19 protein-coding genes and 1 pseudogene are annotated in these 22,611 nt (G+C 72.7%); 14 read left to right on the top strand and 6 right to left on the bottom strand.

The genetic code is table 11. From position 1 onward, the window contains the following. Positions 1-57: 57 nt before the first annotated feature. The 3 genes from ABZ815_RS14715 to ABZ815_RS14705 all read left to right on the top strand — a co-directional run bounded on the left by ABZ815_RS14715 (position 58) and on the right by ABZ815_RS14705 (position 3,281). On the top strand, positions 58-1,308 hold the full coding sequence (locus ABZ815_RS14715) for an MFS transporter (RefSeq protein ID WP_357697818.1): 1,251 nt from the start codon (positions 58-60) through the stop codon (positions 1,306-1,308). A gap of 26 nt (positions 1,309-1,334) precedes the next feature. Beyond that, positions 1,335-2,873 (top strand): gamma-glutamyltransferase, encoded by a 1,539-nt coding sequence (locus tag ABZ815_RS14710; RefSeq protein WP_357697816.1) that lies wholly within the window; start codon positions 1,335-1,337, stop codon positions 2,871-2,873. A gap of 81 nt (positions 2,874-2,954) precedes the next feature. Further along, positions 2,955-3,281: a DUF5709 domain-containing protein gene (locus ABZ815_RS14705; protein WP_357697814.1), complete on the top strand. Its 327-nt coding sequence runs from the start codon at positions 2,955-2,957 to the stop codon at positions 3,279-3,281. Between the two features lie 18 nt (positions 3,282-3,299). Here ABZ815_RS14705 and ABZ815_RS14700 read toward each other — a convergent pair whose 3' ends face one another. The 3 genes from ABZ815_RS14700 to ppgK form a co-directional block, all read right to left on the bottom strand. Next, positions 3,300-3,965 (bottom strand): HAD family hydrolase, encoded by a 666-nt coding sequence (locus ABZ815_RS14700; protein WP_357697812.1) that lies wholly within the window; start codon positions 3,963-3,965, stop codon positions 3,300-3,302. A 31-nt stretch (positions 3,966-3,996) separates the two neighbouring features. Then, the gene (gene hrpA / locus ABZ815_RS14695) at positions 3,997-7,869 is read right to left on the bottom strand and encodes an ATP-dependent RNA helicase HrpA (RefSeq protein ID WP_357697810.1); all 3,873 of its coding nucleotides are present in this window, start codon (positions 7,867-7,869) and stop codon (positions 3,997-3,999) included. 104 nt (positions 7,870-7,973) lie between these two features. Further along, positions 7,974-8,702, bottom strand: a complete 729-nt coding sequence (gene ppgK, locus ABZ815_RS14690; RefSeq protein ID WP_357697808.1) for a polyphosphate--glucose phosphotransferase — start codon at positions 8,700-8,702, stop codon at positions 7,974-7,976. Positions 8,703-8,821: 119 nt separating this feature from the next. Here ppgK and ABZ815_RS14685 point away from each other — a divergent pair, with 119 nt between their 5' ends. Together ABZ815_RS14685 and ABZ815_RS14680 are read left to right on the top strand one after the other, a co-directional pair. Beyond that, positions 8,822-9,943: a TIGR03118 family protein gene (locus ABZ815_RS14685; protein WP_357697806.1), complete on the top strand. Its 1,122-nt coding sequence runs from the start codon at positions 8,822-8,824 to the stop codon at positions 9,941-9,943. A gap of 244 nt (positions 9,944-10,187) precedes the next feature. Beyond that, on the top strand, positions 10,188-10,550 hold the full coding sequence (locus ABZ815_RS14680) for a hypothetical protein (RefSeq protein ID WP_357697804.1): 363 nt from the start codon (positions 10,188-10,190) through the stop codon (positions 10,548-10,550). 55 nt (positions 10,551-10,605) lie between these two features. Here the strand turns inward: ABZ815_RS14680 and ABZ815_RS14675 are convergent, their stop codons facing one another. Further along, complete coding sequence (locus ABZ815_RS14675) at positions 10,606-11,190, bottom strand: HAD-IA family hydrolase (protein WP_357697802.1); 585 nt, start codon at positions 11,188-11,190, stop codon at positions 10,606-10,608. A gap of 126 nt (positions 11,191-11,316) precedes the next feature. Here ABZ815_RS14675 and ABZ815_RS14670 point away from each other — a divergent pair, with 126 nt between their 5' ends. The 4 genes from ABZ815_RS14670 to ABZ815_RS14655 are packed head-to-tail and all read left to right on the top strand — an operon-like array spanning position 11,317 to position 15,779. Continuing rightward, positions 11,317-12,135: a DUF4253 domain-containing protein gene (locus tag ABZ815_RS14670; RefSeq protein ID WP_357697800.1), complete on the top strand. Its 819-nt coding sequence runs from the start codon at positions 11,317-11,319 to the stop codon at positions 12,133-12,135. A gap of 53 nt (positions 12,136-12,188) precedes the next feature. Beyond that, a complete protein-coding gene (locus ABZ815_RS14665) occupies positions 12,189-13,706 on the top strand; it encodes a hypothetical protein (RefSeq protein WP_357697798.1) in 1,518 nt (505 codons plus the stop codon). Further along, entirely contained in the window at positions 13,703-14,122 is a 420-nt protein-coding gene (locus ABZ815_RS14660) for a hypothetical protein (RefSeq protein ID WP_357697796.1), read from the top strand. The genes ABZ815_RS14665 and ABZ815_RS14660 overlap by 4 nt, the downstream gene beginning before the upstream one ends. A 37-nt stretch (positions 14,123-14,159) precedes the next feature. Continuing rightward, entirely contained in the window at positions 14,160-15,779 is a 1,620-nt protein-coding gene (locus ABZ815_RS14655) for an MFS transporter (protein ID WP_357697794.1), read from the top strand. A gap of 36 nt (positions 15,780-15,815) precedes the next feature. On the opposite strand, the gene ABZ815_RS14650 is transcribed toward ABZ815_RS14655, so the two are convergent. Both ABZ815_RS14650 and ABZ815_RS14645 read right to left on the bottom strand, forming a co-directional pair. After that, positions 15,816-16,625, bottom strand: coding sequence for an SAM-dependent methyltransferase (locus ABZ815_RS14650; RefSeq protein ID WP_357697792.1), 810 nt, complete (start codon positions 16,623-16,625; stop codon positions 15,816-15,818). 190 nt (positions 16,626-16,815) lie between these two features. Further along, positions 16,816-18,072 carry a Scr1 family TA system antitoxin-like transcriptional regulator gene (locus ABZ815_RS14645; RefSeq protein WP_357697790.1) on the bottom strand — a complete coding sequence of 419 codons (1,257 nt, stop codon included), beginning with the start codon at positions 18,070-18,072 and terminating at the stop codon, positions 16,816-16,818. 222 nt (positions 18,073-18,294) lie between these two features. On the opposite strand from ABZ815_RS14645, the gene ABZ815_RS14640 reads away from it, so the two are divergent. From ABZ815_RS14640 to ABZ815_RS14620, 5 genes and pseudogenes are all read left to right on the top strand, one after another. Continuing rightward, positions 18,295-19,026 carry a hypothetical protein gene (locus ABZ815_RS14640; RefSeq protein WP_357697788.1) on the top strand — a complete coding sequence of 244 codons (732 nt, stop codon included), beginning with the start codon at positions 18,295-18,297 and terminating at the stop codon, positions 19,024-19,026. Positions 19,027-19,521: 495 nt separating this feature from the next. After that, positions 19,522-19,722, top strand: a complete 201-nt coding sequence (locus ABZ815_RS14635) for a hypothetical protein (RefSeq protein ID WP_357697786.1) — start codon at positions 19,522-19,524, stop codon at positions 19,720-19,722. Between the two features lie 37 nt (positions 19,723-19,759). Then, positions 19,760-20,500: a hypothetical protein gene (locus tag ABZ815_RS14630; RefSeq protein ID WP_357697784.1), complete on the top strand. Its 741-nt coding sequence runs from the start codon at positions 19,760-19,762 to the stop codon at positions 20,498-20,500. After that, positions 20,497-21,681 (top strand): FAD-dependent oxidoreductase, encoded by a 1,185-nt coding sequence (locus ABZ815_RS14625; protein WP_357697782.1) that lies wholly within the window; start codon positions 20,497-20,499, stop codon positions 21,679-21,681. The genes ABZ815_RS14630 and ABZ815_RS14625 overlap by 4 nt, the downstream gene beginning before the upstream one ends. Positions 21,682-21,708: 27 nt before the next feature. Then, positions 21,709-22,611 (top strand): annotated as a pseudogene (locus ABZ815_RS14620) (hypothetical protein); the annotation flags it as partial.

Here is a 22,611-nt window from a genome sequence, read left to right as displayed (position 1 = left end):
CGCGATCGAGCCGCGCGTTGACTCCCCCGTTTGCCCCTTCCGAGGCTAGGACCAGTCTTGCCACCGCGCTCCTCCACCTTCCGCGCCCTGCGCCACCACAACTACCGGCTCTGGGCCGGAGCCGACATCGTCTCCGTCACCGGGACCTGGATGCAGGTGCTGGGCGTGAACTGGCTCATCCTCACCATGACGGGGTCGGCCACCAGCGTGGGGCTGAGCCTGGTCATGCAGGCGCTGCCGACGCTGCTGCTGGGCATGTGGGGCGGCGCGCTGGCCGACCGGCTGCCGACCCGGCCCGTCGTCGTCGCCGCGCAGCTCGCGCAGGCCGCGCTGGCCGCCGTGCTGGCGCTGATCGCCTTCTCCGGCGTCGACTCCGTCGTGCCGATCTACGCGGTGGCGCTGGCGGGCGGCGTGGTCTCCGCGCTCGGCGGCCCGGCGCTGGGACGGTTCGGGGCCGAGGTGGTGCCCCCGGACGACCTGCCCAACGCCATGGCGCTCGGCTCGGTCCTGAACTCGGCCGGGCGCATCCTCGGCATGAGCCTGGCCGGCGTGCTGCTGCCGTTGACCGGGAACGGCGGGCTCTTCCTGCTCAACGCGGCCACCTTCTTCGTCGTGATCGGGGCCGTCGCGGCCATGCGGCGCGCGGAGTTCCACCGGCTCGCCGCCTCCGAGCGGCAGCCCGGCGCGGTCGCCGCCGGCCTGCGGTACGTCCTGCGCACCCCCTGGCTGCTGGTGGTGCTGGCGCTCTCGCTCGTGCTGGGCAGCCTCGGCCGCAACTACCAGGTCACCATGGCCGCCATGAGCGCGGGCCCGCTGGCCGCCGGAGCCGGCGGGTACGGCCTGCTGTCCACCGTGTTCGCCGTCGGCACCGTCGTGGGCGGCTTCCTGGCCGCCGCCCGGCCGCACCTGACGATCCGGCTGCTGCTGGTCACCGCGTTCCTGACCGGGGTCGCGCAGGCGCTGAGCGGCCTGATGCCCGCCCTGGGGACGTTCGCCACGATGATGCTGCCGATCGCGGCGGGCGCGGTGATCATCGACACCACGGTCTCGGCGCGGGCGCAGCTCGACAGCCCCGAGGAGATGCGCGGGCGGGTCCTCGCCGCGCTCGGCATGGTGAGCGCGGGCGCGGGCGCGATCGGCGGCCCGCTGCTCGGCTGGCTGAGCGACGCGTTCGGGCCGCGCCTGTCGCTGGGCGTCGGCGGCGTGTCGTGCGTGGCCGCGACGCTGCTCGCGGCGCTCGTGCTGGCCCGCCTGTCCGGCCGGACCGTCCGTCAGGCGGCCTTCCGTCCACGGCTGGAGAACGCCTGACTCCGGGACGGGCTTAGTCTCTTCACGTGCACAACACCAGATACGCCCCGAACGGCATGGTGTCCAGCGTCGACCACCTGGCCTCGGCCGCCGGGGTGGGCGCGCTGGACCGCGGCGGTTCGGCGGCCGACGCGGCGATCGCGGCCAACGCCGTGCTCGCCGTGGTCGCACCCCACATGTGCGGCCTCGGCGGCGACCTGTTCGCGCTCGTCCACGACGGCACGGTCACCGCGCTCAACGCCTCCGGCCGGGCCGGGTCCGGTGCCGACCCCGCCCGGCTGCGCGCCGAGGGGCACACCCGCATGCCGCACCTGCACGACATCCGGTCGACGCCGGTGCCCGGCTGCGTCGACGGGTGGTTCGCCCTGCATGCCAGGCACGGCCGCCTGCCCATGGCCGAACTGCTGCGGCCCGCGATCGCGCTGGCCCGCGACGGCTTCCCCGCCTCCCCGCTGCTGGTCCCCGGCGCCCGTACGGCGGCCGGGCGGCCCGGCGGCGGCGACTTCGCCCACGTACGTCAGGCCGGCGACCGGATCACCCGCCCCGGCGTGGCCCGCGCCCTTCAGGCCGTGGCCGACGGCGGCCGCGACGGCTTCTACCTCGGCGAGTTCGGGCAGGGCCTGATCGAGCTCGGCGCGGGCGAGTTCACCGAATCCGACCTGGCCGCCCCCGGCGCCGACTGGGTCGAGCCGCTGCGGGTGCGCGCCTTCGGCCACGACGTCTGGTCGATGCCGCCCAACTCCCAGGGCTACCTGCTGCTGATGTCCCTGGCCGTCCTCGACGGGCTCGACCTGCCCGGCTCGCCCCGCCATCCGGCCTGGGCGCACCTGCTGGCCGAGGCCGCCAGGGCCGCCGGGCACGACCGGCTCGCCCTGCTGCACGAAGACGCCAAGGACCTGCTCGACCCCGGCGAGATCGCCCGCCGCCGGGCGCTGGTCGACCCGGTCAGGCGCAACCGGCTGCGGGCGCCGTCCGCCGACGGCGACACGACGTACCTGTGCGCGGTCGACGGCGACGGCATGGGCGTGTCGCTGATCCAGTCGAACGCGTCCGGGTTCGGCGGCATGCTCTTCGAGCCGCGTACCGGGATCAACCTCCACAATCGCGGCATCGGCTTCTCGCTGCGTCCCGGCCACCCGGCCGAGTACGGCCCCGGCCGCCGTCCGCCGCACACCCTGGCCCCCGCGCTGATCACCCGTCCCGGCGGCGGGCTGCGCACGGTCGTGGGCACGATGGGCGGCGACGCGCAGCCGCAGATCCTGGCCCAGGTCATCACCCGCCTGCTGCGCCACGGCGAGGAGCCCGGCCAGGCGCTGGCCGCCCCGCGCTGGCGGCTGGGCGGCGGCAACGGCTTCGACACCTGGGACGCCCCCGACGACGCCGTGCTCGACCTGGAGGAGGGCACCACCTGGGCCGACGGCCTGACCGCGCTCGGCCACCCGGTGCGCACGCTGCCGTACGGGGGCGCCTTCGGCCACGCCCACCTCATCGACGTGCGTCCCGACGGCATGCTGGCGGGCGCCGCCGACCCCCGCTCCCTCGTCGGCGCCGCGATCGGCCGCTGAATGGACAAGGATGCGCTACCGGACGCCCTAAACCGGGCCAAGTCATAGGATTTCGGTCCGCATGGTGGGTAGGGGCGCAGTATGAGCGAACTACCTCCGGACCGATTCGGCATGGCCGACGAGCAGGACATCGAGGTCAGGGAGTGGACCGACGACCTCGGCCTGCACCACGAGGTCAAAGAGGACGACCCCCAGCGCGAGGCCACGCTCGACGAGCGGCTGCGCCAGGAGCTGCCCGACCGCCCGCGGCGCGCCCCGCGGGCGGAACACCGCCTGACCGAGCCCGACGAGGGCGCCCACCCCGACACCGAGGACGAGGCCATCGGCGTGGACTGGGACGCCGACCGGGAGGACCTGTCGGCCGAGGAACGCGCCCTGCGCATCGACCCCGACGAGGACCTCACCTGAGGGGGGTGCCGGAAACCCTCACGTGAGCCGCCGCAGCGCCGGCAGCAGGTCGTGCAGGTCGTCGACGATCACGTCGGCGGTCTTGGCCTGCGGCCGCTCGGCGTGCAGGAAGCCCCACGGACCGCGGCGCAGCAACGCGGTGCGCATGCCCGCGCGGGCGGCGGGCAGCACGTCGTTGTCGAGCCGGTCGCCGACGTAGAGGATCTCGGCCGGCTCGCGCCCGGCCACCGAGGCCACCTTGGCGAAGAACTCCGGAGCGGGCTTGGACAACCCCCAGCCCTCGGAGGTGTGCACGGAGTCCACCGGCAGGTCCATCGCCACCAGGGCGTCGAAGGCCCGGCGGGGCTGGTTGCCGGCGATGATCACCTGGAGCCCGGCCGCGCGCAGCGCCGCCAGGGCCACCCGCACGTCGGGGTAGAGGTCGTCGGCGTCGAAGTGGTTGCGCAGGCCGTCGGGGTCGTCGCGCTCCCAGGCGGCGATCTCGGCCTTCACGTCGAGCCCCGGCCGGACCAGCTCGAACGCCTCCCGGTGGGAACGGTCGAGCGCCGCCATGCCGCCGAGCGCGCCCATGAGCACGAACCTGCTCACCCCCAGCCGGTCGGCCCAGCGCGACCAGATGCGCGTCTCGTCGATCAGCGTCTCGCCGACGTCGAGCACGACGGCCTTGACGGCCTTGACCATCATTCCCCCTGTTCGTCCGTGTGCCGCCCCGAGCTCAGGGCCGCAGCTTCTCCATCGCCTTGGTGATGCGCTTCTCCGACACCGGCGTGGGGGTGCCGAGGGTCTGGGCGAAGAAGCTGACCCGCAGCTCCTCGATCATCCAGCGGATCTCCGTCACGTCGGGGTCGCCCCGGCGGGCCGGGTGGAGGCTCGCCAGCAGGTCCTGGTAGTCGTCCTCGATCTTGTGCACGCGGTCCATCCACTCCTCGTCCCGCCAGGGCTCCTCGGGGAGCTTGGTGAGACGGCGCTCGATGGCCCGCAGGTAACGCAGGACGTCGGGCAGGCGGCGGGTGCCGGTGGCGGTGACGAAGCCCTTGAAGACGAGCTTGCCGAGCTGGTCGCGCACGTCGTCGGTCGAGGCGCTCGCGCGCAGGCCGTCGAGGCGGGTGCCCACGGCGTGCCAGACGCTCAGGATCTGCTCGACCTTGGCCAGCACGTCGGCCGCCGTGTCGTGCAGCTCGGCCCGGACGTGCTGGTAGAGGCGGTCGAACCCGGCCGGGTCCCAGGCCGGGCCGCCGAGGTCGAGCATCAGCTTGTCGACGGCCGCGTTGACCACGTCGTCGAACAGCGCCACGGCGCCGCCGTGGGGGCTGCGGGACAGGGCCAGCTTGGCCTGGTTGGACAGGCCGCCGAGCAGGGACCTGGCCGGGTTGGTGACGTTGAGCAGGAGCAGCCGGCGGGTGCCGGGCCAGTGGGCGCGGCGCTGCTCGGCGGCCGTCTCGAAGATCTTGACGGAGACCGAGTCGCCCGCGTCGACGAGCGCCGGGTAGCCCTTCATCCGGCCCTGCTCGAACACCTTGGGCAGGGTGCCGAAGCTCCAGGTCCGCAGGCCCGTGCGCTCCAGGTCGTCGCCGGCCTCCGACAGGGTCTTGCGCAGGCGCGGCGCGAGCCGGCGTTTGAGCGCGTCGAGGTCCTTGTCCTCGGCGACCGTGCGCTTGCGCTCGTCGATCACCCGGTAGGTGATGCGCAGGTGGTCGGGCACCTGGTCGAGCTGCCAGGCGTCGTGCGGCACCCGGACGCCGGTGAGCCGCAGCAGCTCGCGCTCGACGGCCTCCAGCAGCGGCTCGCCGCCCTGCCTGACCCCGGCCAGCACCTGCTTGGCGTAGTTGGGGGCGGGCACGAAGTTGCGGCGCACGTGTTTGGGCAGCGACCGGATCAACGCGGTGATCAGATCTTCGCGCAGGCCCGGGATCTGCCAGTCGAACCCGTCGGCGTTGACCTGGTTGAGCACCTGCAACGGCACGTGGACGGTGACGCCGTCGGCGTTGGCGCCCGGCTCGAACTGGTAGGTCAGCTTCATCCGCTGACCGAGCTGCTTCCAGGTGTCGGGATAGTCGCGGGCGCTGATGTCGGCGCCCTCGTTGACCAGCATCTCCGGCGAGAACGTGAGCAGCTCGGGCTGCTCCCGCCCGGCCTTCTTCCACCAGGAGTCGAAGTGCCTGGCCGAGACGACATCGGCGGGGACGCGCTGGTCGTAGAAGTCGTACAGGACCTCCTCGTCGACCATGATGTCGCGGCGGCGGGCCCGGTTCTCCAGCTCCTCGACCTCTTCGAGCAGCCGGCGGTTGTCCTTCAGGAAGCGGTGGTGGGTGTCCCAGTCGCCCTCGACCAGGGCGTGCCGGATGAACAGCTCGCGCGACAGGTCGGGGTCGACGCGACCGTAGTTGACCTTGCGGCCGACGACGAGCGGCACGCCGTAGAGGGTGACCTTCTCCAGGGCGATCACCGCGCCCTGGTTCTTCTCCCAGTGGGGCTCGGAGTAGGTGCGCTTGACCAGGTGCTGGGCCAGCGGCTCGACCCAGTCGGGCTCGATCTTGGCGTTGACCCGGGCCCACAGCCGCGAGGTCTCGACCAGCTCGGCCGACATCACCCACTGCGGCTGCTTCTTGGCCAGCGCCGAGCCCGGGAAGATGGCGAAGCGGGCGTTGCGCGCGCCGATGTACTCCTGCATGGGCCGCCGCCCGTCGGCGGCGCGCTGCTTGTCCATGACGTCCTTGACGCCGATGTGCGACAGCAGGCCGACCAGCAGCGACACGTGCACCTGGTAGGGGTCGGCGGCCACGCTGCCGGGCTGTGCGCCGAGCGCCTGGCGGACCTGGCTGTAGATGTCCTGCCACTCGCGGACCCGCAGGTAGTTGAGGAACTCGGCCTTGCACAGCCGCCGGAACGCGCTGGAGGACAGCTCCTTCTGCTTGTCGCGCAGGTAGTTCCACAGGTTGAGGTAGGTCAGGAAGTCGGACTCGGGGTCGGCGAAGCGCCGGTGCTTCTCGTCGGCCTGCTGCTGCTTGTCGGACGGCCGCTCGCGCGGGTCCTGGATGGACAGCGCGGAGGCGATCACCATCACCTCGCGCAGGCAGCCGTTCTTCTCGGCCTCCAGCACCATGCGGCCAAGGCGCGGGTCGACCGGCAGGGTCGCCAGCTTGCGGCCGACGCCGGTGAGCTTGCCCTGGGCGTCGAACGCGCCCAGCTCGTGGAGCAGGTTGACGCCGTCCTTGACCTGGCGGCGGTCGGGCGGCTCGACGAACGGGAACGCCTCGATGTCGCCCAGCCCGATCGAGGTCATCTGCAGGATGACCGAGGCCAGGTTGGTGCGCAGGATCTCCGGGTCGGTGAACTCCGGCCTGCCGAGGAAGTCCTCCTCCTCGTAGAGCCGGATGCAGATGCCGTCGGAGGTGCGGCCCGAGCGGCCCTTGCGCTGGTTGGCACTGGCCTGCGAGATGGGCTCGATGGGCAGGCGCTGCACCTTGGTGCGGTGGCTGTAGCGGGAGATGCGCGCGAAGCCCGGGTCGACCACGTACTTGATGCCGGGGACGGTCAGCGAGGTCTCGGCCACGTTGGTCGCCAGGACGATCCGGCGGCCGGTGTGGCGCTGGAAGACGCGGTGCTGCTCGGCGGCGCTCAGCCGGGCGTAGAGCGGCAGGATCTCGGTGTTGCGGAAGTCGGCCTTGGTCAGGGCGTCGGCGGCGTCGCGGATCTCCCGCTCGCCGGACAGGAAGACCAGGATGTCGCCGGGCCCCTCGGTGACCAGCTCGCGGCAGGCGTCGACGATGCCGCCGGTCTGGTCGTCGTCCTCCGCCAGCGGGCGGTAGCGGACCTCGACCGGGTAGGTGCGGCCGGAGACCTCGATGATCGGCGCGTCGCCGAAGTGGCGGGAGAAGCGCTCGGGGTCGATGGTGGCGCTGGTGATGATGACCTTGAGGTCGGGGCGCTGCGGGAGGAGCTGCTTGAGGTAGCCGAGGATGAAGTCGATGTTGAGGCTGCGCTCGTGGGCCTCGTCGATGATCAGGGTGTCGTACTGGTCGAGCATGCGGTCGTTCTGCAGCTCGGCCAGCAGGATGCCGTCGGTCATCAGCTTGACCAGGGTGCGGTCGCTCGCCTGGTCGGTGAAGCGGACCTTGTAGCCGACGACCTCGCCGAGCTCGGTGCCGAGCTCCTCGGCGACGCGCTCGGCGACGGTGCGGGCGGCGATGCGGCGCGGCTGGGTGTGGCCGATCAGGCCGCGCACGCCGCGCCCGAGCTCAAGGCAGATCTTGGGGATCTGGGTGGTCTTGCCGGACCCGGTCTCGCCCGCGACGATCACGACCTGGTGGTCGCGGATGGCGGCCAGGATGTCGTCCTTGCGCTGGGAGACCGGCAGGTTCTCCGGATACCGGACCTGCGGCACGGCCTCGCGGCGGCGCGCCAGCCGCTGCTCGGCCCGCTCGACGTCGGCGAGGATCTCGGTGGCGATCTTGTCCCGGGCGTCACGGGAGCGGACCCGGCGCATGCCGTCGAGCCTGCGCCGCAGCCGCCGCTGGTCGCGCGGCATGAGCTCGGGCAGGCGGGACTGGAGGTCGGCGAGCGGAGAGGACAACGGAGGCGTTCCCATACTGCTTTCAGGATATTTGAGCCCCGTGGCCCCGGAGCCAACGGCCCATGGTGCCCGACACGGGCCGCCTCCCGCATCCCAATATCGCCGCGCCGCCCGTCCCCCTATCCGGCCGTCCGGCTGGCGGCGTGGCGGGCGGCCCCGATGATGCCGGCCTCGTTCTGCAGGGCGGCGGGGACCACGGGCGTGTCGAGGGTGACGTGCGGCAGGAACTTGTCGGCCTTCTTGCTCACGCCGCCGCCGATCACGATCAGGCCCGGCGAGAACAGCATCTCCACGTGCCTGAGGTACTCCTCGACCCGATCGGCCCACTTCTCCCAGCTCAGGTCGTGCTCCTCGCGGGCCCGCGCCGACGCGCGCTCCTCGGCGTCCTTGCCGCGCAGTTCCAGGTGGCCGAGCTCGGTGTTGCAGACGAGTGTGCCGTCGGCGAACAGGGCGCTGCCGATGCCCGTGCCGAAGGTCAGGATCAGCACGGTCCCCTTCTGGTCGCGGCCCCTGCCGAAGGTCATCTCGGCGATGCCGGCGGCGTCGGCGTCGTTCAGCACCGTCGCGCCGCCGAACAGCCGGGCGGCGTCGACGCCGATCCACGAGTGGTGGACGTTGGCCGCCGTGTGCACGACCCCGTCGACGACGACGCCGGGGAAGGTCACGCCGACCGGGCCGTCCCAGTCGAAGTGCTCGACGATCTGACGCACCACCTCGGCCACCCCTTCGGGCTTGGCCGGCTGGGGCGTGGCGATGCGCAACCGCTCCTTGACGAGCTCTCCGGCCTCGGTGTCGACCGGGGCGCCCTTGATTCCCGAGCCGCCGATGTCGATGCCCAACACGTTCATGACTCTCCTTCTCCCCCGCCCTGGACGGGAAAACTCGCCTACCGATATTTCCGGCCCGGCTGAACCCGCTCCACGCCCTCCGCGTATCTCGCGTCACAAGCGCTAACTAGGAGGCACGGATGCGACTCCGCATCATCACACTCTGCGCTGTCGCGGCCGTCGCGGGAGCGACTCTCACCGCCCCCGCACACGCGACCACCAGGACCCGTTTCGACGTCATCAACCTGGTGTCGGACGTCAAGGGCAAGGCCCCGGTCACCGACCCCAAGGTCGTCAACCCGTGGGGCCTGGCCATGGGCAAGACGTTGTGGGTCTCCAACGCGGGCACCGGCACCGCCACCGTCTACTCCGGCACGGGCAAGAAGGAGAAGACCGAGGTGTGGATCCCGGGCGGCTCCCCGACCGGCCAGGTGTTCAACCCGGGTGACGGCTTCACCGTGAAGGGGCGGCCCGCCACGTTCATCTTCTGCAGCCCGAGCGGCGCGATCACCGGCTGGAACGCCGAGGCGGACCCGGCCAACGCCGTCATCGCCGCGTTCACCCGCGGCGCCGACTACAAGGGCCTGGAACTCGTCCGGACCGGCGACGGCGACTTCCTGCTGGCCGCCGACTTCGCCCACGGGCGCGTGCACGCCTTCGACGAGAACTTCCGGCGCATCCGCCTGGCCGGCTGGCAGTTCCAGGACTCGCAGGTCCCGCGCGGCTACAACGCCTACAACGTGGCCGTGGTCAACGGCAGCGTCTGGGTGTCGTACGCGCTGCGCGACCGTGCCACCGGCAAGCCCGTCTTCGGCGCCGGCAAGGGCTTCGTGAGCCGTTTCAACGCCGACGGCCGCCTGACCGGCCGCATCTCCAAGGTCGGGCTCAACGCCCCCTGGGCCATGACCGCCGCGCCGCGCGGCTGGGGCCAGTACGCGGGCGCCCTGCTGGTCGGCAACTTCGGCGACGGCACGGTGCACGCCTACAAGAACAACCGCCACCTGGGCGCGATCACCACGTCCAACGGCCGTCCCGTCACGCTCCCCGGCCTGTGGGACCTCGAACCCGGCACCGCGGCCACCGGCGGCGTCAACACGCTGTGGTTCTCGGCCGGCATCGACGGCGCCAAGCACGGCCTGATCGGGATGATCGCCCCCGCCGGCACCAAGCCCACCTCCTCGGCCGCCCCCGCGAGCACGCCGGCGCCCACGCCGCGCTCCGCCCCCAAGACGAAGTCGCCCTACGGCGGCGGCGGTTACTGACCCCCGGGGGCCCTCGACGTTTCCGGCGCGGCCGGCGCGAGCCGCGCCGGAAACACCTCCCACCTGGCGGGATCTCCGGAAAACCTGAGAATCACGTATGGACACGGAATGCGACGGAGCAGATACTCAACGTGTCAGCACCCTCGTCCCTGCCCTCACGTCTCCCCCCACAGCACCGCACAAGCCGGCGTGCCGCGTGCTGCCCGGAAACCGTGACCGTCAGGGAACAGGCCAAGGAGAGACCATGCCATCGAAGAAGTCTCTGTTCCTTTCCGTCGCCGCCCTCGCCACCGCGGCCTGCGTGACGGCCACCGTCGTGGCGCTCCAGGCGTCCAGCCCCGTCTCGGCGGCCACCCGGCAGGCGGCGCTGCCGCCCGGCTACCAGCTCGTCACCCTGCCCAACGCGAACGTCCCCAACTTCCAGCGCCGCACGGTCTACTGCCCGGGGAGCAAGCACGTCCTCGGCGGCGGCGGCGAGGCCCGCGGCAACGGCGCGATCCTGGTGGGGTCGTTCCCCACCGATGACGCCCGCGGCTGGATCGCCCTCGGCCGCCAGATCGGCTACAACGACGTCGGCATCAGCGTGTTCGCCATCTGCGCCGACTGACCTCGCCGACGGCCCCGCCCGCTTCCCCGCGGGCGGGGCCGTCGCACGTCCTCGCTCAGAGGTGACCGAGGACGGCCGCCAGGTCGGCGACGCTCCGGTAGTGCACGCCCGTCATGCCGAGCGCCCTGGCGGCCTCCACGTTCGGCAGCCGGTCGTCGACGAACAGGCAGCGCGCGGGGTCGGCCCCGGCGCGTTCGGCGGCGATCTCGTAGATGCGCGGATCGGGCTTGGCCACCCCGACCCTGGCGCTGCTGACCAGGTCGTCGGCGAAGTAGGTGAGGCCCAGCCGGTCGAGGTGCTCCTCCACGGTGTCCATGGCATTGGTCACGATGATCACCGGCACGTGCTGCTGTGCCTGGGCCAGCAGCGCCCTGACCTCCTCGTCCACCCGGAACGGCACCGCCCCGAACTCGGCCACCGCCTGCCTGGCGCGTTCGTCGCCGCCGAGGGCGACCGCGACCGCGTCCAGCCACTCGCGCTCGGTCATCCGGCCCAGCGTGGCGGGCTCGATCAGCTCCGGGGCGAAGGCCGTGGCCATGAGCGGCAGGGCGTACCTGGCCTCGATCTCGGCCTGGACGGTGTGGTCGAAGAGGCGGAGCACGCCATCAAGATCGGTGAGAACCGCGTCGAAGGGGATCACAGCCATCATTGTGCCGTGAAGCACCGCATCCGCTGGTCCGAGAAGGTTTCGCGTGCCACCAAAGACCCGGGGCGACCCGCGGCACTACCATCTCCGAGACGGGATTCGGTATCGGAACGGTAGGGCATGGACGATCACCAGCTGCCACCTGAGTTGTGCCAGCTGTTCGCCGACGGCGGCAAGGGGCGCAGACTGCCCCCGGGCCTGCCCGAAGGCGACGTGGTCTGGCCCGACCCGGCCTACACCCGGCAGGTCGCGGCGGCCCGGCCGGCGTTCTGGATGAGCGACGAGCGCGCCGCGGGCGAGGACTGGTCGTTCATGCGGGTCTGGCATCCGCACAGCGGCCTGTGGCCGGTCCTGCTCGACGAGTCGGCCCAGCCGTGGGCGATCGGGCAGATCGTGCCCGACGACCCGCTGCTGATCGGCCACTTCACCGCCGAGGGGTTCATGACCGAGGTGTGGCAGGAGTGGGTGTCGCAGATGCCGCGCGACGCGCTGGCGGAGTTAGAGCCGTACGGGGCGCTCTGCCCGGGGCTGGCGCCGCCGGGGGTGCCCCGCGCCGACCCCGGCGACGTGGCCGACTGGCTGGCCCGCGAGCTGGCGCCCAAGGGCATGCCGCTCGGGCTGGTGGCGGCCGGGCGGGGGGCCGACGCGCTGGCGGTCATGGGCTGGCAGGGCGCGCTGCACCACAACGAGTGGATGGTGCCGCTGGCGGCCGTGGTGCGGAGCTGGGAGGACCGGTTCGGGGCCCGCGTGGTGAGCGTCGGGTTCAACACGCTCGACCTGAGCGTGGCCGCGCCGCCCGCCGACCCCGAGCACGCCCTGCACGTCGCCGCCGAGCACTGGGCGTTCTGCCCCGACAACGTCGTGCAGGGGCCGGGCGACCTCCAGGGGTACGCCGACCAGATCATCGGGCAACACGCCTGGTCGTTCTGGTGGGACTGAATGCCCGGCTTTTACGCTAGCTTTAACCGCGACAGGGAGGGCTCGGTCACAGAATGTCACGGGGAGATCTGACTCCGGAGCTACTGCATTCCTCGTCCTGGACGGACCGGCTGGTGCAGGCGGCCGGCATCCCCGTCCATGACGTGCCGCTGGTGTCGGTGGGCGGCGGGCTGGGCTCGTTCACCCTGGTCGACGTGTTGCGCGTCCGGGGCGTGCCGATCCCCGCGATGCGGGTGCTGTCCACCAGCGACACCCCGTGGCAGACGTGGGAGTACCTGACCCGCGTCTCCCAGTTGCCCGCGCACGAGCGCATCCGCTCCGACGCCGGCGCGCGTCCCGACAACATCTGGGGCTTCCCCTCGTACGCGGTGCAGGAGGCGTGGCAGGACGGCTCGCTCAAGCCGATCCTCCAGGTGCTCGCCGAGCCGCTGTTCACCGACTTCTACAGCCCGCGCGCCGGGCTGGTCACGCAGACCGTGCGGCGCGAGGCCGACCGCATCGGCTACTGGCACATGCTGGCCAAGGGCCAGGTGCGCATGGTCAGGAAACGGCTGGGCGGCGGGTACTTCACCGTGCTCACGCCGCCGTCGGGCACCTCGCCGACCAAGCGGGTGGTGCTGCGCTCCCAGTACGTGCACCTGGCCGTCGGCTACCCGGGGCTGAAGTTCCTCGACGACCTCCAGGAGTTCCGGCAGGCCAAGGGCGAGCGGTACCGGGTGGTCAACGCGTACGAGCCGCACGAGCACGTCTACGACCAGTTGCGCAAGCGTCCCGGGGTGGTGGTCGTGCGCGGCGCCGGGATCGTGGCCTCGCGGGTGCTCCAGCGCCTGATGGACGACCGTGAGCGGTACGGCCTGCACACCCAGATCGTCCACCTGTTCCGCACGTACGTGGCCGGCCCGCACGGCCCCAGCGTCTTCATGCGGCGCCAGGGCGGCGACGGCTGGGCCTACCAGGCGTTCACGATGCCCAAGTCGGCCTTCGGCGGCCAGCTCAAGGCCCGTTTCAGGAAGGCCACGCCCGAGCAGCGCGCCGCGATCTCCAAGACGGTGGCCGGCACCACCACCCCGAAGCTGGCCCGCTGGCAGGAGCAGATGCGCAGGGGCCGCCAGGGCAACTGGTACCACCCCACCCAGGCCGTGGTCGACCGCATCGAGCAGGCCCCCGACGGCCGCCTGGTCACCCACACCAGCAGCGTGCACGCCGCCGCCATGCAGTACGTGTCCGACTTCATCATCGACTGCACCGGGCTGGAGGCCGACATGCCGGAGCACCGCGTGCTCGACGACCTGCTGCGGCACGGCGGCGCCCAGCCCAACAAGGCCGGCCGGCTGCGCGTCGGCCCGCATTTCGAGGTGCTCGGCGCCGAGAGCGAGGGCGGCGTCCTGTACGCCTCGGGCGCCGCCACGGCCGGCAACCACTTCCTGGCCGTGGACAGCTTCCTGGGCATGCAGACCGCCGCGCTCGACATCGCCGCCGACCTGACCAGGCGCGGGTTCTGCAAGGGGCTCGGGCCGATGAGGTCCGCCGCCCAGTGGCTGCGGTGGGCGGCGAACAGGAGGCCCGCTTGATCCCGACGCTGGCCGGGCGGTTGCAGACCCGGCTGTTCACGCTGGCCACCGTGGGCGCGGCGCTGACCGCGCTGATCACCCTGGTGCTGCCGATGTCCTTCAAGGACGCCTATCTCGTGCTGCTGGCCGTCGCCGTCGCGGGCGTCGGCTGGGAGCTGCTGTACCACCTGCTCATGCAGTTCCGCTGGGACAAGGACTGGCCGACGCTGTTCGGGCTGGTCACGGCCGTGCCCGAGGGGCTGCTGACGTGGCTGCTGCTGGACGGCGGGCTCGTTCCCGGGGTCACCGGCCCGGTCGGCGTGGGGGCGTTCGCGGTGATGTTCGCCTTCGTCTGGCTCGGCCAGTGGTTGTTCGTGAACGGGCCGATGCGGGTGTTGTTCGTCGAATGGCGGCTGCGCGGCGGCCGCCTGCTCTGATCACGGATCTGCTCACTGATCTGCTCACGGAGGGGCAATGGGGGGCGTCGAGCTGGCTCGACCGCTGTACTTCTGGCTCGGTTTCCTGGCCACGGTGGCCGGGGTCGTGCTGCATCTGCCGATGTACCTGCACGGCGCCGACATGCACTACCGCCTGGCGGGCATGCCGATGGACCCGCCGATGGCGATCGGCATGGCGCTGATCGTGGCGGGGCTGGCGGTCACCGCGTACGGGCTGATCCCGCCCGGCGCGCTCACCGCCCGGCCCGCCGCCGAGGTACGCGTCCGGGCGCTGGACGACGCGCGCATGCGGCCGGCGCACATCGGGCTGATCGTGGTCATGTCCGTCGCGGTGATCATCGATGCCATGAAGCCGATCACGCTCGGCTTCGTCGCGCCCGGCATGGCCAAGGAGTACGGCCTGAAGTCCGCGCTCAACCCGGCCGGCGAGCTGCCCGTGGCGCTGCTGCCGCTGGCCGGGCTCACCGGGACGGTGCTCGGCTCGCTGCTGTGGGGCTGGATGGGCGACAAGATCGGGCGCAAGCCGTCGATCCTGTTCGCCGGGGTGCTGTTCATCGGCACCGCGATCTGCGGCGTCATGCCGGACTTCGAATGGAACCTGGCCATGTGCGTGGCCATGGGGCTGGGCGCGGGCGGCATGCTGCCGATCACGTTCTCGCTGCTGGCCGAGACGATCCCGCCCCGGCACAAGGGCTGGGTGATGGTGCTCATCGGCGGCAACCTGGCCGTCGCCTACCTGGCGGCGAGCTGGCTGTCGGCGTCGCTGGCGCCGACGTTCTCCTGGCGGGTCCTGTGGCTGGTCGGGCTGCCGACCGGGGCGTTCCTCATCCTGCTCAACCGGTTCATCCCCGAGTCGCCGCGCTTCCTGCTCGCGCACGGCCGCGACGCCGAGGCCCGCGCGGTCCTGGCCCGGTACGGCGCGGCCGCCACCAGCGAGGAGGCCGCGCAGGAGGTCACCGCCGACGTCGAGCGCGTCGAGGACGAGCACGCGGGCGGCTACTCGCGGCTGTTCCGCCGCCCGTTCACCGGGCTGACGGTGGCGGTCGTGGTCCTCGGGCTGAGCATCGGCCTGGTCACGTACGGCTTCCAGCTCTGGATCCCGTCGAACCTGCAGAAACTGGGCCTCGACCAGCAGACGGCCGACCGGGCGCTGCGCGACTCGACGCTGCTGGGCCTGCCGCTGATCTTCATCTCGGCCGCCATGTACGGCCTGTGGAGCGCGAAGAAGACGATCGTCACGCTGTCGGCGCTGGTGGGGGCGGCGCTGGCGGTGCTGGCCTTCTCCGGCGAGACGCTGGCGCACGACCGTACCTGGCTGTACCTGCTGCTGGCCGGGCCGATCGTGGGGACGGCGACGATCGCCGCGGTGCTGGCGGCCTACAGCTCGGAGATCTACCCGACCCGCGTGCGCTCGCGCGGCTCGGGGTTGTCGGCGGGGATGGGCAAGGCGGGCGGCGTGGCCGTGACCGCCGTGCTGGTGGCCGGGGCCGCGGCGCCGTCGATCGGCACGACCGCGCTGCTCGGGGCGGTCCCGCTGGTCCTGGCCGTGGTGGCGGTGCTGGCGTTCGGGGTCGAGCCGTCCAAGGGCGCGGCCGGCGAACCGGCCACGCCCGCCACCGCCTCCACCGGCGCCTGACCCCCGGAGACGCCGCGCCGCGGCCCCGCCCCTGCTTCAGGGGACGCGGGCCACGGCGCCGTACGTGCCCGACGAGCTCGGCCGGTCGGAGCAGGCGGTGCCGGAGCCGTCGGGCCGCCACTCCGGGACCCACACCAGCCCCGGATCGACCAGCACCAGACCGTCGAGCAGCGCCGCCACCTCCTGCCTGCCGCGGATCGCGTGGCCGGGCAACGTCATGGCCAGCAGGTCGCGGATCGCCGGCAGCAGCTCGCCGGGCACGCCGTCGAACGTCGTCTGCAGCAGCGACAGGTAACTGCCGTCCGGCGCCGCCCGGCGGACCCGTTCGAGCACGTAGTGGACGTACGCGTCGTCGGCCAGGCTGTGGGTGGACAGCAGCAGCACGGCCAAGGGCCGGTCCCAGTCGAGGAAGCGCCGCACCACCCCGTCGTCGAGGATGGCGTCGATCTCCCGCACGTCGCCCTCGACCACGCGGACCAGGTCGGTGATCGGCTCGATGGTGGCCCGCGCGAGGGCCAGCACCATGGGATCGTTCTCCACGTAGACCACCCGGGCGGGCGCGCCGCCTGGGCCTCCCATGGCCACGTCGTGCAATTGCCGGCCCGCGGGAAGACCGCTGGGCACGCCGCTTCCCACAATGATGAACTGGTCCACGCCTTCCGCCGCCAAATGACGGACCACGCGCACCAGGAATTGCAGGACGGCCCGTGCGGCGGTGGTCGTCACGGACGCGGCCTGGTCATATCGGCGCACCAGATCGCGGTCGGCCGAGAAGTTGTTCTTCCCGCCCGCGGCCGCGTCGAGCACCCGGGTTGTCGTCGCTCGGGTCATCTCCAGCTTTGCCAAGTTTCGGATGGCACGCTGACGCATTGAGTGTTGCCCCTTTCCCCTCGCCCACTATCTCGGGAAAAGATGTCCTTTCGGACCCCACTCGATGACCCAGACCATATGATCCTCGATACGCGCCGGAAGACAACAGGAAAAGCATTAATTCTACGGAAATATGCCTTACCTGAATGGCCCGCCCGTCAGGAGATCATTTTCCGATCGAGCGCGAGAGGCGTTCGCGGTGGGCCTCCAGCACCTCGTACGTCTCCTCGCGGGTGGTGGTCGTCACCGACAACTTCGTGAACGCCTGGTGGTAGGTCTCGACCGCGGCGACGTCGGTGATCAGCTCGTCGGACTCGATGCCGTGGGCGCAGGCGACGTCGGGCTCGAACGCCTCGGCGAAGCGCCACAGCGTGAACGGGCCGGTGCGCGGCATGTACGCGGGGTCGTCGACCGGCACGACGTGCAGCGAGACGTTGGGCCGCTTGGCGTGGTCGAGCAGCAGGTCGAGCTGGCGGAGCTGGGCGTGCGGGCCGACGATCGAGCGCAGCAGCACGGCCTCGTCGATCACCGCCCACAACACCGTGTCACCGGCCGCGGACAGCACCTCCTGGCGGGCCATGACCAGCGCCAGGGCCTCCTCCACCGACGGCTGCCCGAGCGTGGCGGGCCCGGCCACGGTGAGCGCGGCCCGCGCGTAGTCCTCGGTCTGCAACATCGGCGGGACGAACTGCGGATGGTACGTGCGGATCACCGTGGCCCGCTGCTCCAGCGCGTACGCGGTGGCCAGCCAGACGGGCACCGACTGGGCGTCGTACCAGGCGGCCTCGCGCTCGCCCCTGGCCAGGGAGAGCACGTACTCACGAACGGGCGTGGCGGTGACGCCGTAGAGGCCGAGCAGGCGCTCGACGGTGATCGGCGTGGGCGCGAGGCGGCCCTCCTCGATGGCGGGGATCGCGGCGGCGCCCCTGCCGAGCGCGATCTCGACCTGCTCGACCGAGAGCTGCACGCCCATGCGCAGGCCGTGGAGCCGCTTGCCGAGCGCGCGGCGCTGGGAGTCGTTGAGCGGCGTGGCGGCGTCGGGGATCTCGGGGGCCGGCTCCGGCTCGCCGGGCAGCCCCTCGGCCCGGCGCGCGAGCTCGACCACGCCGCGCAGGACGGCCAGCGACCCCTCGGACAGCCCGGAGGCCGACAGGCCGATCGCGGCCGCCCGGAGTTGCAGGTCCTCGACCGCGCCGGACTCGTAGTGCTCGTCGCCGACCAGCCAGCCGACGCTCACCTGGAGGCAGGCGGCCAGCGCCCGGAGCACCTGGAGCGTCGGGTTGGTCTGCTTGCCGGTGCGGAGCTGGCTGACGTAGGCGCGCGTGATGGGTATGCCCGCCTCGGTGAGGGCGGAGGCGACCTGCGCGCCTGTGAAGCCGCGCTTGGTCAGCGCGAGATCGAGCCGTTCGGCGAAGTTCGCCACGGCGCACCTCCTACCGCCCGTGAACTTTTCCCAGCCTAAGGTACGAGACCCCCACTGTCCCCTGCCACGCGGGCCAGCTCTGCCCGGCGGGTAGGTACCAACTTATTCGCAAAGTGTGAGTTGACATAGCCCCTCTTTCCAGCACAGTATCGGAGCGCGTGGTAACTGTGGCTTAACAGCCCGGACGATTCGCGAGAGTCTCCGGGGAGGAGGTGGCCGGACGTGACCATGGACTCCCTCGGCGGCTCGCGCTTCCTGGAAGATCCGGTCTCCCGGGGGCAGGAGCAGGTGGTCCGGCGCATCTGCGCGCGGGTCGCCGGCCCGCTGACGAGCCGTGACGTCCATGTCGCCGAGCTGCCGCTCGGCGGGGTCGAGGTCTGGCTGGACAGCCCGCGCCACCGCTGGCGGCTCCACCACCGCATGGCCCGCGAGCTGCGGCTGGCCGGCTGGCACACCGAGCCCGGGGCCGACCGGCTGCTGCTGCTCGGCTGGAGCGCGGTCTGCCTGGGCCACCGCGCCAGGATGCTGGGCGCGGCCCTGTCCGGCCGGCTGGCCCACTTCGACCGCACGTCGTTCGCGGCCGTCATGATCGCCACCCGGCTGCGGCACGAGGGGCTGCCCGCCGCCGAACTGCCCGCCGCGGTGGTCGACCGCTGCCGCGACGCGCTGCGCTGGCCCGCCCGGCTGGCCGACCTCGACGGCCTCGAACGCAGGTCGTCGCTGGAACCCATCAGGCTCAGGCTGGCCCAGGTGGCCGGGCTGGAGTCGAAGGTGGGCCGGCGCTGCGCCGAGCACCTCGCGCTGGCCTCCAGGGTCGCGCGCACGGTGGCCGGCGACGCACCGCCCGTCCGCTCGCGCGCCTCCGGGCCGCGTGCGGGGCTGACCGAGCGCATGGTCTGCGTCAGCGTGCCCAACAGGACCGCCGCCGCGCTCGATCCGGAGACGGCGCGATGACGCCGATCTTCCTCGCCCGACGCCGGGCCTCGCCGCCCACCGACCCGCCGACCCGGCACGCGGCCACGCCGGCTGCCGCTGCGACGGCCAAGGTGGCGGCCCTCAAGCGGCCGGCTCCGGCTCTACCCCATCCCTCCGGCACCGTGTGTCACGTGCTCGACAAAGTCGGCACGGTGCTGACGGCCGGCGCGGTAGCGGCTGGCGTGCCGGCCAACTCAAGGGGTAGTGCCTGGGGCCGGCTTTCCTCGCGGTCGTCCGCCCGTGATCGGGCGGCGGCCTCCGCGATCGGGGAGGCGGGCCCGCCCGGCCCCCCGATCGACCCCACCGGCACGGCGGCGACGCCGGGCGCGACGATCGGCGTGACGGGCGCCACGACTCTGATCGACCGCCCCCTCCGGGGGCCGGCATCCGTGCGGGCCCCCGTGCCGGTGGCCATGACCTCCGCGGGCCGCGCCCGGCCCGCTTCACCCGGATCCGCGACTGACAGGAGTGATCATGCTCACCGACGAGGTGTCCAGGCGGCAGCCGCACGAAGTGCACGCCCGGGGCGCGCGGCCCCAGCCCGCGGAGCCCAGGGGCGAGGGCCGGGACGAGCCGGCACGGGCCGAGGCCCCGGCGCGCACCGTCCACCGGCTGCGCCGGATCCGGCAGGTGTCCGTCCAGGCGATCGGCGAGATCGACCAGGCGCTGGCCTGACCGTCATGCGCACGGTCCACGACCCGGAAGGTGTGAGATGAGCCGCGGCAGGGTGGGCGTGATCGTCGCCCCCGCCAATCCCTCGGCGGAGCCCGAGCTGACCCGCCTGCTCGGCTCCCGCGCCGACATGCACGTCACCCGCTTCCCCGTGCACCGGGGAGTGGCGCTCGCCGAACGACTGGAGAGCTACAACGAGGCGCTGCCCGGCATGGTCTGCGCGTTCGACGGCCTGCCGCTCGACGCCCTGGTCATGGCCTGCAGCGAGGCGCGCTACCTGCTGGGGCCCGACGAGGACGGCGACCAGTGCGCCCGGCTGTCGGCCTCGACCGGCGTGCCGTTCGCGTCCTCCACACAGGCCACCAGGGAGGCGGTCGAGCACGTCGGCGCGAGCGACATCGTGCTGGTCTCGCCGTACCAGCCGTGGCTGACCGAGCTGGCCGAGCGCTTCTGGAAGACGGCGGGGCTCAACGTCACGCAGGTCGTCCAGGTGCGGGCCGCCAAGGGCGGCTACTCCTCCTACGCGGTCACCCCGGCCGAGCTGATCACCCAGGTCGAGCGGGCCGAGGTGCCCGGCGACGCGGTGCTGCTGTTCACCGGCACCGGCATGGCCACGCTGCCCGTGCTCGGGCCGCTCAGCGCCGGCAACGACCGCACGCTGCTCACGTCCAACCTCTGCACCGCCTGGTGGGCCCTGTCGCGGGCCATCGGCGAGCACGTCACGCTCAGCCGGGTGCCCTACCGCCGCCACATGGCGGAACAGGGGAGGCGCCCCGCATGAACGGCGTCATCGTGGTCGGGGCCGGCCCGGCGGGGCTGACCGCGGCGCTCTCGCTGGCCAGGGCCGGGATCCCGGTCACCGTGCTGGAACGGGAGAACGAGCTCGCCGTGCAGGCGCGGGCCTGCACCTTCCACCCGGCCACGCTCGACCTGCTCGACGAGCTGGGCGTGGCCTCGCAACTGGTCGCCAAGGGCCGCGTGGTCGACCGGGTGCAGTGGCGCGACCGGTCGGGGATCGTGCTGGCCGAGATGGGCATGAACCGGCTCAACGGCCTGACCAAGCACCCGTTCAAGCTCCACGCCGACCAGGCCGCGCTCACCCCGCTGCTGCTCGCGGCCCTGAACGCCTACCCCGACGTCGACGTGCGCTTCGGCACGCGCGTCGACGGGGTCTCCGAGGGGGGCACCGGCATCCGGGTCCGCGTCGGCCACACCTGGACGCGGGCCCGGTACATGATCGCCGCCGACGGCGGCCACAGCACGGTACGCGGCTCGCTCGGGCTGCCCTTCCCCCGGTCGGCCTACCCGACGCAGGCGCTGCGGGTGTTCACCGACTCGCCGCTCGACCGGCTGCTGCCGAGCCTGGCGCCGCTCACCCACGTCCGCGACGTGCAGCAGTCGTGCACGCTGCTCGCGCTGCCCGACCACTGGCGGATCATCTTCAGGATCCCCTGCGACGCCACCGAGCCGCTGTCCTCGCCCAACGTCTCGATGCTGGTCCGCCGCGCCCTGCCGGGGGCGAGCGGGCCCATCCACGTGACCGGGGCCGACCGGTTCGGGCTGTCCAGGGGCGTGCTGACCTCCTACCGCTGCGGACGAGTGCTGTTCGTCGGCGACGCCGCCCACCTGACCTCCACGGTCGGCGGCCTCAACATGAACGCCGGCATCCACGACGCCGCCGAGGTCGGCCAGGTGATCGCGGCCGTGCTCGGCGGCTTCGCGCCGCCCACCGCGCTGGAGGCGTGGGCGTGGCGGCGGCGGTCCGTGCTGCTGCAGCGGGTGATGCCGCGCGGCGGGACGCGGCCGGCCGGCGTGCGCGAGCGCGACAGCGCCCGGCTGGCCGCGGCGATGGCCGGGCTGCGGGCCATCGCCGGCGACCCGGAGGCCACGCGGGCCTATCTCGCGCAGGCCTCGCTGCTCGACACCGTTCCCGGCTCCACCGGCGGAGCCCGGCCCGTCTGAGACACCGCTGAGGAGGTGTGACACCGCATGTGGCGAACGCTCTCGGACGAAGCGCGCCAGTCCATCCGCGAGCTGTGCGACACGCACGGCTCCGGCCTCTACGACTACTGCCGCACCGAGCTGGCCGCGGGCGACGCCGAGCAGGCGGTCGCGGGCGCGCTGGTGTCCGCCCACCTCTACGCGGGCCGGCTGCCCGACCCCGCCCTGCACCGGCCCTGGCTCTACGCCCTGGCCCGCGCCCATCGCGCGTTCGTGGCCAAGCCGGCCAGCATCGGCTCGTGGTCGCGTCCCGGGCGGATGTCGGAGCTGCTGCCCGAGGCGCTGCTCTCCCTCGACCGGCCGCTGCGCGAGCTGCTCGACCTGTCCCTGCGCCACGGCCTGTCCGACGCCGAGCTGGCCACCGTCTTCAGCCTGAGCCAGGACGAGGTCCGGGCCGTCGTGACGCGGGCGTCCGACGGGCTGGAGGGCTGGTTCGCCGCGATCATCGCCGCGCGCGGCCATACGGGATGTCCTGATCTGACCACGCGGGTGGCGGCCTGGGTCACCTCGCCGGGGCGGCGGGCCCGCGCCCGGATCAGCCGTCACATCCAGGGCTGCGCCGCCTGCCGGGCCGCGCCCCGCACCATGTCGGCCGCCACGCTGCTGCGCCGGCTGCCGATCGCGGCGCTGCCCGGCACACTGCCCACCCGGCTCGCCTCGGCGCAGCCGCTGCCCGCCGACGCACCTTTCTGGCGGGCTGACGGCTTCCCCGTGCAGGCACGCACCCTGGTGGAGCCCCTCGGGGCCCCGCCGGGCGTGGAGGCAACGCCGAGGCCCCCGGTCGCCGACCCCACGACGGCGACACCGGGAAAGCCCTGGTCGGGGGGGGGGGGGGCCGCCGCCCCCCCGATCGGGAGAGGGGGGGGGGGGGGAAGAGTGTGGGGGGGCAAG

Source organism: Nonomuraea sp. NPDC047529, from assembly GCF_040642995.1.
GTDB lineage: Bacteria > Actinomycetota > Actinomycetes > Streptosporangiales > Streptosporangiaceae > Nonomuraea.
The sequence above is the reverse complement of the archived record's forward strand: the minus strand, read 5'-3'. Positions and strand labels throughout refer to the sequence as shown.

What these genes read in the sequence shown, in the direction of transcription:
- ABZ815_RS14630 (WP_357697784.1), top strand. Translation starts at nt 19,760, where the DNA reads ATGAGCCGCGGCAGGGTGGGCGTGATCGTCGCCCCCGCCAATCCCTCG.
- ABZ815_RS14670 (WP_357697800.1), top strand. Translation starts at nt 11,317, where the DNA reads ATGGACGATCACCAGCTGCCACCTGAGTTGTGCCAGCTGTTCGCCGAC.
- ABZ815_RS14685 (WP_357697806.1), top strand. Translation starts at nt 8,822, where the DNA reads ATGCGACTCCGCATCATCACACTCTGCGCTGTCGCGGCCGTCGCGGGA.
- ABZ815_RS14705 (WP_357697814.1), top strand. Translation starts at nt 2,955, where the DNA reads ATGAGCGAACTACCTCCGGACCGATTCGGCATGGCCGACGAGCAGGAC.
- ppgK (WP_357697808.1), bottom strand. Translation starts at nt 8,702, where the DNA reads ATGAACGTGTTGGGCATCGACATCGGCGGCTCGGGAATCAAGGGCGCC.
- ABZ815_RS14680 (WP_357697804.1), top strand. Translation starts at nt 10,188, where the DNA reads ATGCCATCGAAGAAGTCTCTGTTCCTTTCCGTCGCCGCCCTCGCCACC.
- hrpA (WP_357697810.1), bottom strand. Translation starts at nt 7,869, where the DNA reads ATGGGAACGCCTCCGTTGTCCTCTCCGCTCGCCGACCTCCAGTCCCGC.
- ABZ815_RS14665 (WP_357697798.1), top strand. Translation starts at nt 12,189, where the DNA reads ATGTCACGGGGAGATCTGACTCCGGAGCTACTGCATTCCTCGTCCTGG.
- ABZ815_RS14625 (WP_357697782.1), top strand. Translation starts at nt 20,497, where the DNA reads ATGAACGGCGTCATCGTGGTCGGGGCCGGCCCGGCGGGGCTGACCGCG.
- ABZ815_RS14635 (WP_357697786.1), top strand. Translation starts at nt 19,522, where the DNA reads ATGCTCACCGACGAGGTGTCCAGGCGGCAGCCGCACGAAGTGCACGCC.
- ABZ815_RS14655 (WP_357697794.1), top strand. Translation starts at nt 14,160, where the DNA reads ATGGGGGGCGTCGAGCTGGCTCGACCGCTGTACTTCTGGCTCGGTTTC.
- ABZ815_RS14700 (WP_357697812.1), bottom strand. Translation starts at nt 3,965, where the DNA reads ATGATGGTCAAGGCCGTCAAGGCCGTCGTGCTCGACGTCGGCGAGACG.